This window comes from Ruegeria sp. YKSD179, assembly GCF_059612885.1.
Genome location: NZ_JBXWRL010000057.1, coordinates 20,877 through 34,189 on the forward strand (window position 1 = coordinate 20,877; position 13,313 = coordinate 34,189).

Consider the following 13,313-nt stretch of genomic DNA (forward strand, 5'->3'; position numbering starts at 1 on the left):
GGTTTCCGTGCAAATACTATCACGAAACGGCCGCAAAGTGACCGACGAAACCGAATTTCTTGGAAACGTCCAGCTTGACGCCTGCGTCCAAAGCGGACGTCGGCACCACCCTAAAGGGAAACCGGAGGCTGTTTTCTGGTGACCTTTCTTGAAGCTTATTCACTTCGGCAAAGGGCTCAACGCAGTCACCTGACGGATTTACTCAGATGACCGATTAGCGACTTTGAGCGGACTTTCACCCCCGAAAACTCAGAGTTTCGAACAGGAACGACCGCTCTCACCAAAAGCGGTTGCTCTCCCAAATCTTGACTACGACCGGCTTGCGGACTTAGTTGCTGTTTCCCCCTAAAAAATAATGGAAGCCAATATCCGACAACAGTTGCACTACTGTAGGACACCTCCAAAGAACGGTGAACTCTTCACATTTTCGTTTTGCATAAACGAGAAAGGTGGAGAGAGTAAATGTCACAATTTGATCTGCTAACTACGCTGCGAAACCAATACCCGGCCACGACGGCTGCGGCACACAATTTGGTCTTGCGAACGTCTGAGCTTTTGCTTGCCAGAAAGCATCAAGTTCAGATTGACCTGCAAAAGGCTCCTCGAGCGCAGGTCGCCTTCGAAAATGGACTATGGGAAACCTTACTTTGGGCAGCACGAGAATCCGATGCGACGAGTTCGGAGCGGTTGTTCAAATTCACGGCAAACTTTTTTGCTCAGTTCGCTTTGGCTTGTCCAACGTGGAATAACGTCCTGCCTGAAATCACTGATTACTTACTTGCAGCAAGCAGCGCAGAACACTCCCTGCTTTCTGACGCTGTCGATCAAGTCAAAAGAGAGCAATCCATAGTGATTGGTATTGGGCGCAAGAACCTATCGAACCAAACCGGCAAGCAGCAGTGATGCCGCTTGCGACCCTCACCGGGTCGCCACAATAAGAGGCACCCGGTGTCTCAGGGGCTCTACAGCTAACAAGTTGAATGGAGGAGAAAATGAAAAACGCTGACTCACGAGCTTGGGACATTGTTCTTTCGATACCACCCAAAGACCTAATTAAATTCTACCAGGAGACTGACGAACTTAGTGATCTACACCGCCAAATTTACGAAAAGTTTCTGGTCAACGGGCGGTTTGCCTGCGTGCACCATGAGTTTTTCTTCTATTCCGATGCGGCTGAGCAGCAAGCCGATGCACTGCATGTTCAAAAACTTACAGAGACCCAACCGGACTCATATCGGCGGTAATTCAAAGGATTGCGAAGGTTCGCCCAAGTGATACGAGACACGTCTTCCACCTCACGCAAGAAACGCCACAAATGTCACGATTAGCTACAGATTGCTGGACGATTCCGGAAGATACAAAGCGGTTGAATCTTCGTAAATCGCGATATGCGCCTAAAAATAAACAATACTTTCAGCTACTCGCAACTTTGCGATATTTAGAGCAGCAGTTTTGTCTTCTTCCGTTATTGGCCAGAACTCTACCGAGTCAAAGGCGCCTCAACCCTGCGCGGATCATTTCAATAACGCCGGGTGCGAAGGGTAGATCGCTTAAATATTCGTCAATCGTGAAGTCGCCATTTATCTCAGGCAATTGTGCCCGGGCTAGCCCTGTTTCACCGGCGAGGCTGTACACCGCGGAAATAATCAAACGATCAAGGAAAGAGTCTCGCACATTTATTTGGCGTACTTTTTTGACTGCGGCTTTGAAGTCTCCTTTCTCGACGTCTTCCAGGCAAAGGGTAATCTTGGTCCAAGTTGGCAACATGGGGTTCGCATCTGTCGCTTGTCGTACCAACTCCGCGCCTTTATGGAAATCGCCGACAAATGCAATCCACCCTCCAGCCACAGCGAGCAGTAGATTGCCATTTGGATTGGCCCGTATTGCCGCATCAATTAGTTGAAGAAACTTAGATTTATCTTCATCCAATTGGGCATAAATGGCTGCGGCAATCAGAGCCTCCTGGCATTGTGGTTCAAAAGCCAAGGCTTTCTCTGCGTGAATTCGGCCATCTTCGACAATGGATTTCAATCTTTTTTGTCCAACGCCTACCTCTTCAACATATCCAAATGATAAAAGAGCATGCGCCAATCCACTGGTTGGGTTCTCCCTGACAGCAGCTTGCGAAAGTTCCATCATTTGCGCCAAGCTGCTGACCCTATTTGCGCGAAGGTGGGTGTGGAATGCCAGTAAAGCCTCATACACGTTCGAATCAGAGGCAGGCCGCGTTCGCGCATTCCTCCCAACGTCGGTTGCAACAAACCCATATGCATCCGCAATGTAGGTCGCGCAGCGCTTTGCGATGTCTTCTTGCGCTTTAAAAACATTGGCGTTGCTCAAATAGATGTCTTTGCGTTCCGACCAGACTAGGTTACCTGTTTCTCGACGTTTCAATTGAACAATTACGCGCAAACATTCGCCATCTTCGCGAACCGTCCCTCCCAGAACATAGTCGCAGCGCTCAAGCGAATTATCCCCATCATGGGTTTCAGTTTTTGTGTCTTCCGCCCGAAACCCTGTTAGCACCCGAATATGAGCGAAACGGGCGAGTTCTAATGCGATTTCTTCCGGCAAACCATCACGAAAAAAGACTGCGCGCACAGACTCTGATCCTGAGAACGATCTGATGCCCAGCGTGGGCAACCTTGGCGTTTGCTCATCAGTCAAATTCGTATCTGTTGCCCGGGGTTCTCGAATGCGAAAGGTGGGTCGATACCGACCTTTTGGAACCGCTATTCCTACCCTGTCTTGGCTACCTGAGGTCAAATAATAGTAACTTAACGCCTTTCGCAATTTTACCGCTTCAGTTCGCACGACGGGATCATTGTTGGGATCAAAGTCAACGCCTCTTCCAAACACATCCATTGCCAACGCAGTGCCATGAAGCTCTTCACCCTTACCGTCAATTTCACTTCTGACGAGATGCTCAAAAAAGGTTCTGGTGCGTTTGCTAACCGCGAAGTCACTCGAACCAACAATACGTTCCAGTTCTTCCAGGATCTCTTCTTTACTCACTTCGAAGGGCAAGAGTCACACCTTAGGATCAGCCGCGCCAGAAAAACTAAGTAGCATACTCTGGATAGCGCAACAAAGGAGACAAAACCTTTTGGATGAGAGCGCCATCCCTGAGATCGGCGTTTCAGATTCAGTTCGATAGTTCACAATGACAGCAACAGTTACAAACAAACTGAAGGCCATTTCGGGCTCGGTCGGTCATTCTTTCAATCGCTATGTTTGACCGTTCAAAAGACGCGGATGAGGACACTGATGCGCGTCGAGCCGGTACCCAATTGCCCTCACCTCAGAACATCACCGGAAATCATTATTTTTGGTCTGCGTGTTCGTATTCCGGGTTGGATGGCACCCGGTTCACGTCATCGACCTCTTCGGCGGGGACTGCAGGAAAGGGGGTCGGGTCGAGGAACCGTGTGATGACATTGCGGGTGATCTGCGCGACGTCATTGTCATACCCGTTTTCGGGCGTCGAACTCATCCAAGTAATAGAACCTGCCGAGAAAACCGCGCCGCCTTCCGGTGTCTCGAAAAAGACGATGTCGGCGCCGACCCAGTTGGGCGTCGGCGGATCATAGCTGATCGAAAGCGGAAGGGTCCCAAGCTTCACATTTTCCAGTTTCTTCGCCATCTCGGTATTGGTTGCCAGATGGAGCGCATGCCGCGGGGTGCCGTTGTCTGGGTTGAACTTGTCGGTTTCAAAACCTGCTGCGCCACCGCGCACTCGGTCGATACCGTAGGCGCCGAAGGTGCCGCCTTCACTCGTGCCATCGAAGATCCAGGTAGCCCTCGGATTCTCTGCATCCGGCTGCTTCTCGAAAGCGCTTGCGCCGTTCCAGATCATGGCGGCCATTTCCAGCCCGACAACCGGGCCTGGTGGCCGGCCGGTCTCGACCTGCAATCCACCGACCTGTCCGTTGGTTAGCATCCGCTCTCCGATGGCTGAGAAATTGCGGGTTTCGTAGGCGTCGGGGAATGCCGGATCTTCCCCTCCGGTCCAGAACCAGCCATTGCCGCCCAAGTACATGAGGCGTCCGCCTTGGGCCGTGTAGTCGGACAGGGCGCTCCAGATCGGGCCGCTAATGTATTCAGGATGGCTGGAGCTAATGACGACGTCATACTTGCTGAGCAGCTCGGCGCCTTCTCGATCGACCAACTCGTCCGTGATGACGTCATAAGCGATACCTTCACGTTCAAGAAAAGCCGTTGCATGGGTGTCCTGGGAGAAATTGTAGATAACCAACCCGTCGGGCTTCATATGAAGGTCGGGACGGTGAGGCGAGCCCCAGATGAAGTAGGTTCCGTCCACGTGCTGATTATAGACGCCACCAGTGGCGAAGCGTGGGTTTGCCTTCAGGAAGTCGTACGCGGGCACGTTAAAATTGTGGCTCTTATAGTTGCCGGGTGCCGTCGCCCCGATCGAGATGTTTTGATAGGCGAGGTAGTTGTAGGTCGACGCCCAGAAGGCTAGCTTCGCCCTCGGCGCGTTCTTAGGCGCTGCCACAAAGAACACGACATAGTCCGAGAAGTCGCCTCGTGTCAGGCGCGCGGCGTAGATACCGCTCGGAAGATTCTCCGGCACGGTATAGGTGAAGTCCGCCTTCCACTCGGCGTCGTAGAGGTCGTCGCCATGCAGGTGGATCGCGTCATAACCAGTGGGATCGGTGGACCAGTGAATCGTGCCTTCCTTCCAGAAACGTCCTCGCACGGCTCGCTCCGGAATATTGACAATCGTCCCGTGATGGCCATTGCCGGAGACATCCGTCGCGCGCGCTGTTGTCATTTCGAGGCTGAAATCGAGGTCGAGCACAAGAGACCCGGCGAGGCTGGTAGGGGCCGTCTCCTGGGCAAGAGCTTCAGCGGCATCGCCACTCAAGGCGCGGCTTACGATCCGTACATCCTGTACGCGCCCGAAGAATCCCTGTGCAGGCTTGTCGCGCACGGACATGGCGGTACCAAGACCATTCCGAATGGCGCCAATCCTTAGAACACCTTCCTGCGGCGGCAGGGGCGCAGAACCATTGGCTGACAGATCTCGTGCCGTGAACTGGTCGCCGGGCGAAAATGGGTGCTCTATCAGTCGAATACTCGCTACCCCGGTATCGGCATCATAGCTTGCAAGGACATAGGCCCAATCCCACTCCTTTGCGGGCTCAGCGAGTTCCACGGACGCTGTTTCAGATCCGTTAGAGACAGTCATTCCGAGTATGTAGTTCTGGTCCAAGGTGACCTGCCAACCAGTACCGGATGTGCCGTCAAAGCGGGATATCAGGGTCTGCGAGCCAATCTCGGCGGCGATATTCAATGTTGGTGGGCTGAAAGGATCCGGGTTCTCCAGATCCGGTGCCTCGTATTCCGCAGGATTGAAGGTCGGAAAGATCCACATGCCGACCGTAAAACTTTCCAGCGCGTCCAACTGCGCGGTCGGGTCCACATCAATGTAGGATCCAAGGTTCAGATCCTGGACGATCCCCGAGTAATCGCCCGCGAAAGACGCCTCGACTGGCTGCATTTCGAACCCGTCTCCGTAGACCGAGAGCGAGTCGCCCTGGATGATCTTGACGAGATCGGTTGTGTATCCTGCATCCTCGTCTATCGTACTGACCATGAATTCGACGGTGTCGCCGGGCCTGATTGTCATGGGCGACGCGTAACCAACAATGTTACGGTCTTGCGCGGCGGCGCCATACGCGAATGCAAAGAGTATTGTGGCGCAAAGAGTTGCCTTGAAAAATCCCAATCGTGCTCGCATGAAATACTCTCCCTGACAGACGTCCTTACTTCAGAGTCGAAAGATCACTCGGCCCATTTGGAATGCATAGTTAGCGGTCGCACGCCCTGCCTTGATATGAATCATAAAGACCGACGGGCGCTTGCGTTAGGATCGCGGACACTACTGTTCATTAGGCCTTAGGATGAATTATGGTTCATTTTCTCTCTCTAATACGTGGGGCCATTCTTTTTTCGGGGCTACCGCCCATTGGAACTGCCGCCTTCTTCATCTCGGTCTTAGCGGGTTTTCCAGCATCGGCCGAAGACTTGCGTCAATGGGGCAGCTCAGGCAAATGGACAATTCTGATTGATCCGGCAGCTGGCAATGGATGCTTGATGCAGACCATTCTGGACGACGGTGCGCGTATACGGTTCGGGCTGTTACCCGAACGCAAAGGCGGGTTCATATCCGTCACAGATACGAACTGGCCTGATTTCCAGGCGGGAACGACTGGAACTATGAAGCTAATCTTCGAGGACTCCCAGTTTGGGGGCGAGGCCGATTTTTTGGCCAAAGGCGACCAGGGTACCGGCTATGCTTTTTTCGACAATCCGAGTTTTGCACTGGATCTGGCGCGGAAGAGAGAAATGACGCTCGTTTTCTCAGATGGCTACAAGAGGTCGCTCGACCTGACCGGTTCGGCGCGCGCAGCGGATGACGTCAGCCTTTGCCAGGAACAGCAGCCCTAACATCGGCGCAAGCCCAGCTAGCGTTCGCCGAGTTGTGCGGCATCGGGCTTGCAGGGCGTTCGCTTTCCCGCGACGGCCAGCGGAGACCGCTGCGCCGGAATAGCGCTGTCCAATATGCGAACCTGTGGTTCCGACAGACGCCCGATAACTTCGAAAGGCCATGCACTGCGGGCAAATGGCTTGCCGATCGGGCGTGGCTCAGCCCGCAGGGCAATGCGGTCATTACGCCAATCCGCGCTACCCTTGACGACCAACTGCACACGGTCGGATTCGATGACGACAGATTGCGATGCCATTCTACCGTTCCGCACAGATATTGGGGCTGCCACACAGACGATATCTGTATAGCCTTTTTGTCTTTCCCGCGAGAATAACCACGGGAGGACACCCAGCCCGGCAAGGTCAATAAGGGTGGTCCCGATCCTGCCGTTGCGCATGCCGACATACACGGTGCCGTTCAGGGTTTTTAAAAATGCATCCAGCGACGATTTATTCCCGCTAAGGTCAAAATTCGCGGCCAACGTTCCGCTCGCCTGAATCGCGATCCCAAAGTCCTTAAGAATCTTTCCGAAATCCCACCCGTTGGTAGAGCCTGAAACGTGCACGATCTCCGGTGCTTCGATCAGATTCATCCCGGCCCGGATCGAAAAACTCCCACCACCGTACCGGACTTTTAGCGGTCCGAAACGAAGCTGGCCCCTGGATACTTCCAAATCACTGCTGATAGCCGAAACACCGGATTGACCGACCAGATCGTCAACTTCAATTCCGATTTTCAGGTTGGCGGTTCTGAGCAGCCGGTCGACATCAAGAAGGTCCTCCAACTCGAAAATCTCCGCTCGGGCTCCCAACGACAAGGGCTGAACCTCCCAGTTATCGGGGTCTTCCGCTGATACCTTGGGCTCGATCTGGCCCAACACGAGTGGCTGTTCTTCAGGCTCAGGGGCGGGTGGCAAGACCAGCGGCTGAACTTTGGTTTCGTCCTCGGTAGCAGCCTGCGGTTTGCCGTGTGAAAGGGAGGCCAATTCAATACCGGCAGCGACTACGTTGTTTAAATCCGAAATTGCGAATTCCTTGCTTTCGACTGCGCCGCGGACGACCGGTCTACCGCCATGTCGAGACGCATTCAGCCAGCTGTTGACGCGGGTTTCGCCTAGGTTCAGAAGGAATGCGAGATGAAGGCGGTTGTCGGAATTCTGGATTTCCCCAGACAAACCAAATTGTCCAGTATCGATGGGATCAAGGTTCAGCGCCTCAAGAAACTCGACCCCATTCGCAACATCCAGATCGAATTTCAGGGTCACATTTTCGATCTCGGCAATATTGCCCACCGACGCCTGTGCCGTCAGCGCCCAAAGATCAGCGCCTTCGGTCCGCACGTTGAAGTGGGAAAGCCGCGGAACACCGTCAGCGTCAGACAATGCGAAATCCGCATTTACACGGCCAAAAACATCCCCGGCATCGGCGGGCAAGAATTCGAAAATCTGCGCTGCCGGGATGTTCAGCTCGCCTTTGACATCATAGGTTTTCAACCGAAGCAAATCATGGATCTCGCCCTCGGCTGTCAGGAATGGCGCATCTGACTCGCCAATCTGAGCCCTAACACCCAACAGGCTAAGCAAACCCTCGTCGGTTCTGACCACATGGCGGGCAGTGATTGGCCCGATGTTTCGGAATTCCCCATCTGTGAAATTTGTTTCAAGATTCAGCCGATCCAGCGAAAACGCCTGCCCGATACTTGTGATATCCGCTGCTAGCGAAACCAGCCGTATATTCTCAACCCGGCGGGCCGATCCCAGGGGTTCGCCGGTCTGTGTCAGATTGGCATCCACATTGATCCTCACATCGGACACTTTGAGCACATCATCGATATCTCCGCGAATTGACAGCTTTTGCCCTCCTTCCAAATCGACATCAACCTGCAGATCGCTGGCGGAAACTATGCCATTCTCCCGCGTCAAAATTGCATTCAAACCCGCGCGTCCTTCGAAAGATCGTTCCAGGCGCAGAGTCTCAAGTAAATTGCCCACGCTTTCGGTTTTGACCTCCAACGTCCCCCGGTAACTTCCTCCCGCTCGATTGACGAATTCACCAGTGTACAGTGCCGAAAGGTCACCAAGAATAACTTCCGAACGGAACGGGCCAACCTCAGGGTATTCGCCCTGAAACGAAAAGGGTTGCCCGTTGACGCCCCCGCGCCCCGCCACGGTTGTTCCTCGATCTCCGGACAATCGTAGAACTTGCATCTCATCCAGCAGGAACTGAAAATCGAACCCTGTCTTTCGATTTTCAACGATAACATTGACTTTCTTGAAATCTACGCTGCGCGACAACAGAAACGCGGCAATCTCATCGGCTTCGATACCGTTCGATGCCTGGCCGCCATTCGCAGGCAAACTGTCGGACCTTGCCCCACTGTGGCCGTTTGCCCAACTCTTTTCGCCGCTTTCCAGAGTCACTAGGAAAACCTCAAGGTTTTCCACTTTCATGCCAGCGACGTCGAATTGGCCCTGCAGCAATTGCATAGCATCGAGGTACAATTCGGCTTCGGTCAGCATGGCTAGATCAACATCCGGATGGTTTTGACTCGGGATGGTTGCGGATTTGATGTACACAATGACTCTGGGGTAGAGCGCTGCACCGATATCGCCGTCTATCCTGATCGGCTGGCCAATAAGCTCGCCAAGCCGGTTTTCAATCCGGGAAATCCGCCAGTCTGACAGCCATGGGCTTTCCAATACCACCCATATGCAAATCAAAAGAAATGCGAGCGCGAGAGTCACAGCAGACAGAATGCGACCCGCTCTTTTACGCATCAGAATTCCACCTGGCAGATTGCCGGTCATTGGGTATCAGAATCGAAACACAGGCTTGTCCGCAATCACAAAAGAGGTCGCTAAGTTTAGTCATGACTGATCTTCCCAGAGCCGTAATTCGACCTCGTCTGTTGCTTTGCGCTTGTCGGACAGAAACAGAGCAATCCGGTTTCCGTTCGTATAACTCGGGTCCTCGGTGTAATTGTACTTGGTGTTCTTGAGACCCGAAGGCCCTACACCTCTTACATACCCGATTGGCTTTGTTGCGCAAATCGGGAAGTGACCGCACTTCCCCTTTCCCCGGACAGACTTATCCTGCGGTCTCTGTGATTTCTAAGCCGAGAGAGGTGTAGCGATTGAGGATGGCGACGCGGACCTGGATTTCCGCGACTTGCCGATCAAAGTCTCTTGCCATCAGGGATTGGTCAACAAGCTTGATACAATTCATCTTGGTCTCGACACGGCTCCGGCGGCGGTATCCACTCCATCGTCGCCAGGTGGCCCGGCCAAGATATCGCTAGGCATCGACTGCCTCGTTCCGGACGATGACACCTGCGCTCGTGGGGTTCCAAGGTTTGGCGTTTTTGCGCGGCGGGATGACCGCATGAGCGCCGCGCGCGGCAACTGCGCCGCGGACGAAGCTGACCGATGCTAGGAAAGCTCTCTGCCCGCCTCAAACCATATTCTTCTGACATGGCCCTCGCTAGTTCTTAGGCTTCTCCAGCGAAGCGACTTCTGCCTAACACCTCAGTTAAGTGCGTCCTTTGTCGCGATGTCGACGGCCCCTGCCAGTAGCGTGTCCGGGTCGGCCTCGCACACCTGTTCCAATCGGTCGATAAACTCAACTCTGAGCGTTGCGCGCTGCTCTTCGTCAGGTATCTCGGCCTCAACGTCGAACTCGCGATTGAAGAGTGAAACCGCCACCATTAGTCCGACAATTTCAGCAACCTTTTCTTCATTATCGGGATAGTTGGCCAGAATGCTCTCACAGCTGTGGTGCATGTGCGGCATGGCCGCGTTGAGAAGCCGGTCCATTTCTTCGTCAGCAAAAGCATTGCCTCCCCACGCAATTACAAATGCAACTGTGGTCGCGGAGCATTTCGAAAAAAGCGACATTGTATTTCTCCAATTTCGTTTTGTTTGATTGGCGTGATGACTACTTTTGGCGATCTATCGCTTCTTGTTGTAACCGGCGATGGCGCCCACGACGGCACCCCCGGTCGCTCCTTTACTGCCACCTACAATGTAACCGACCCCAGCTCCGATGGCTGCGCCGCCCATGGTATTCTTAGTACGATCACTAAGCGCGCTTGCAGAACTGGGTAGTGTCATACCAGCCGCCAAAGCAAGAGCCAGTGCGGCTCCGGTTAAGTCGCGAGTTTTAATCATGGTTTTCCTCCATAGTCCGGTTGCAAGTTTTAAAACTTAAACACTTTCCGCGTGGCGCATCTCGTCCGTAGCTGGGTCGGCTAATCTAGTTTCACTCCGTCACTTCCATAGCGGGGAAGGCCCAGCTTCCGTCGAGAATTTCTGCGCGGGGTTCATACATACGGATCGCAAAGTTCCAGCCGGGCGTAATCGGGATGCAATTGATCCGGCTATCCTCGCAGCCGCCGAAATGGATCGTTGTAGATCCATCATCATTCGGCTCGGCGGTGACATTGTTGTAGCTGTTTACGCCCAGATCATTCGCTTCGAGGTAGCCGTCGGCATTATAGACAGTGACCGACCAAAATCCGTCCACGGGTACGTCTTTAGCGGTTAACTTGTGGGGCGTATCTCCGTCATTTTCGGTCACACTGTCGATGACATACATCGCAGCACTTTGCGGCAACCCACCCCAACCGGCCGCTGCACCAATCAGAAAGGACGTAGGCTCAATCTCGTCTTTGCTCCCGAATGCCTTGGAAGCCTCAAATCCCAGCGCAGCAGCAAAATCGTTGAGCGCCTTGCGGCCCACAGCGAGCGCCTCCTGATCCCAGTCGGGTGCGTCGAACGGCCCATTGCCGCCACCTTCAACCTTAATGGCATCCTGGGCTTCATGTGCTTTCTTGAGGTCGTCGGGGTCCTTTGGGTCGGCGAAGGTGCGGATCGTGACAAGCGCAAACCGCGTCCCAACGTTTTCTTCTGTCAGGTCGTATTTGCCGGGCTTGGCCTCGACAAACATGTAGTGATCCTGGTTGACCACGTGCATCGACTGATATCGCCCGTCGATATCCGGAAGCGTTATTGTAACCGGTTGTGAAAGGTCCAGCACGACCGGGGTATAGAGCGTGTCCTGGTTCATGCGGATCACGGGCTGGTTGTCGGGTGTCGTTGGCTCTCGAAGGTGGAAAATCTCACCCACGCCGGCGCCTGAGCTTGCCAAATTCGCCCGAAGCATCGTGTCGGACTCGGCCCGAACGAAGTTCTCGACATTGACCTCCTCGGCGAACGCGGCGGTCGAGACACAGAGTGCCAGAGCTCCAAGAAGATACTTCATTCTTTACTCCCTATATTTAGTTTGCGGGTTCGGCGACCGGGAATTCCCAACTTCCGTCGAGGACTTCTGGCTGGGCACGATAGAGCCTGACGGTGTAGTTCCAGCCCTCCATGATTGGCAGGCAATTCATCCGTCCGTCGTCGCAACCGCCGAGATGGACCGTGGTGGAGCCGTCTTGGTTACGTTCGCCCGTCACTGAGTTTATGTTGTAGGCTCCAAAAGCGTTCGGCTCGAAGAACCCATCAGCGTTATATAGGCTGACAGACCAGAATGCTTCGACGGGCACATCCGCCGGAACCTCGATCTTGTATTCTCCCACTGGAAGGCCGGGCTCGACATTGAGATAGAAAGCCTGCGCTTCCGGCAGCCCTCCCCAACCGCCCGCCGTGCCGACCAATTGACGAACCGGGTCGACCTCACCCTTCCGGCCGTGCATCCGAGTACTGTCCGTGACATGTCGGCCGAGTTCGATGGCCGCCTTGAGCACAGAATCGAAACTTTCCTTGTCGTAATTCGGAAGCACGAAGGGGTTTGAGGATCCGGCATTGAGCGTGATCGCATCCTGGAGTGCATGGACCTCAGCAATGTCTTCAGGGTCGGCGGAATCGACCAGTGTTCGGATAATCGCCAGAACATACGGAGTATCGAACTTTTCTATGTCAAGCGTGTAGCTGCCACAACCAACAAAGACGTCATTCATGAAGTGGTCCTGGTTGACGATCTGCGCCGAGATGTAGCGCTCGCCCGTTTCGGGCAAAACCAACGTCGCACCCTCGCTGATGTCGATAACCGCAATGCTGTAAAGCGTGTCGCGATTCATCCGGATCGTAGGTTGCCGTTCCACAGGCGTCGGCTCTCGGACATGTACCCAGGTGTTCACATCGCCGCTGATCGCGACGTACTTGCTGAACTCAATATCTGAAGCCGCGCGCACAAAGTTGTCGATGGTGACTGGGATCTCTCTTGTATCGAGAAGCGCGCGAAGGTTGCTCGAAGAATCTTGGGCGAGCACCGTCCCAGTAAAAATTGTCGACCCTGCAGCTAAAAAAACAACGCCGACCTCGCGCAATAGTCGCATAATCCCCTCCCATACAATTCGAATGAAACTTTATCGAAAACCCATCAAAGCTGAGTTGACATAGCTCAAACACAAGGGATTCGCTGTTTTACCCAGACTTCCGGTCAACTGCTCAACTGTTCGCTTTTAGGGTAGTGCAATACTTTGCTGCGAGGCAGAAAACTGACGTCAGTTGATCGTCTGCTCTGGGCTCAGTGCGGTCGTACCGGGCTCTGTAGTCCAACGACCGCTCCGAACAGTCGTATGTCCGGACATCGGGCCACTCCGTTAAAAGCGTTGAATTTTCTGTGTTTCGGGAATGGCTGCTTACGGAGAGCAGTCCAAGCTTACCTCGCTGCGCCGCCGCAAGTCCGCTTCGAGTATCCGTCTTGGTCAAGCGCGGTTTTGAACCCATTCTCGATCTGCTTTGATCAATGTGTTGGCGAGCTCAATGAGTTTCCGCATGATTGCTGTGAGCGCGACC

At 53.9% G+C, this 13,313-nt stretch carries 10 protein-coding genes and 1 pseudogene; 3 read left to right on the forward strand and 8 right to left on the reverse strand.

What is annotated here, in order from left to right; all coding sequences use genetic code 11:
- Nucleotides 1-462: 462 nt before the first annotated feature.
- Together AC2FNE_RS20720 and AC2FNE_RS20725 are read left to right on the forward strand one after the other, a co-directional pair.
- Entirely contained in the window at nucleotides 463-903 is a 441-nt protein-coding gene (locus AC2FNE_RS20720) for a hypothetical protein (protein WP_496714963.1), read from the forward strand.
- Nucleotides 904-992: 89 nt separating this feature from the next.
- Nucleotides 993-1,244, forward strand: coding sequence for a hypothetical protein (locus AC2FNE_RS20725; RefSeq protein WP_496714965.1), 252 nt, complete (start codon nucleotides 993-995; stop codon nucleotides 1,242-1,244).
- A gap of 244 nt (nucleotides 1,245-1,488) precedes the next feature.
- On the opposite strand, the gene AC2FNE_RS20730 is transcribed toward AC2FNE_RS20725, so the two are convergent.
- Both AC2FNE_RS20730 and AC2FNE_RS20735 read right to left on the reverse strand, forming a co-directional pair.
- Nucleotides 1,489-3,027: a hypothetical protein gene (locus AC2FNE_RS20730; protein ID WP_496714967.1), complete on the reverse strand. Its 1,539-nt coding sequence runs from the start codon at nucleotides 3,025-3,027 to the stop codon at nucleotides 1,489-1,491.
- A gap of 295 nt (nucleotides 3,028-3,322) precedes the next feature.
- Entirely contained in the window at nucleotides 3,323-5,764 is a 2,442-nt protein-coding gene (locus tag AC2FNE_RS20735) for a N,N-dimethylformamidase beta subunit family domain-containing protein (RefSeq protein WP_496714969.1), read from the reverse strand.
- Between the two features lie 170 nt (nucleotides 5,765-5,934).
- Here AC2FNE_RS20735 and AC2FNE_RS20740 point away from each other — a divergent pair, with 170 nt between their 5' ends.
- A complete protein-coding gene (locus tag AC2FNE_RS20740) occupies nucleotides 5,935-6,474 on the forward strand; it encodes a hypothetical protein (protein ID WP_496748755.1) in 540 nt (179 codons plus the stop codon).
- A gap of 17 nt (nucleotides 6,475-6,491) precedes the next feature.
- Here the strand turns inward: AC2FNE_RS20740 and AC2FNE_RS20745 are convergent, their stop codons facing one another.
- From AC2FNE_RS20745 to AC2FNE_RS20770, 6 genes and pseudogenes are all read right to left on the reverse strand, one after another.
- A complete protein-coding gene (locus AC2FNE_RS20745; protein WP_496714973.1) occupies nucleotides 6,492-9,290 on the reverse strand; it encodes an AsmA family protein in 2,799 nt (932 codons plus the stop codon).
- Nucleotides 9,291-9,600: 310 nt separating this feature from the next.
- Nucleotides 9,601-9,918, reverse strand: a pseudogene (locus AC2FNE_RS20750) (transposase); the annotation flags it as partial.
- 119 nt (nucleotides 9,919-10,037) lie between these two features.
- Entirely contained in the window at nucleotides 10,038-10,406 is a 369-nt protein-coding gene (locus AC2FNE_RS20755; protein WP_496714975.1) for a hypothetical protein, read from the reverse strand.
- A 54-nt stretch (nucleotides 10,407-10,460) separates the two neighbouring features.
- The gene (locus AC2FNE_RS20760; protein ID WP_496714977.1) at nucleotides 10,461-10,679 is read right to left on the reverse strand and encodes a YMGG-like glycine zipper-containing protein; all 219 of its coding nucleotides are present in this window, start codon (nucleotides 10,677-10,679) and stop codon (nucleotides 10,461-10,463) included.
- A 91-nt stretch (nucleotides 10,680-10,770) separates the two neighbouring features.
- Complete coding sequence (locus AC2FNE_RS20765; protein WP_496714978.1) at nucleotides 10,771-11,772, reverse strand: DUF1214 domain-containing protein; 1,002 nt, start codon at nucleotides 11,770-11,772, stop codon at nucleotides 10,771-10,773.
- Between the two features lie 16 nt (nucleotides 11,773-11,788).
- Complete coding sequence (locus tag AC2FNE_RS20770; RefSeq protein WP_496714980.1) at nucleotides 11,789-12,850, reverse strand: DUF1214 domain-containing protein; 1,062 nt, start codon at nucleotides 12,848-12,850, stop codon at nucleotides 11,789-11,791.
- Between the last annotated feature and the right edge of the window lie 463 nt (nucleotides 12,851-13,313).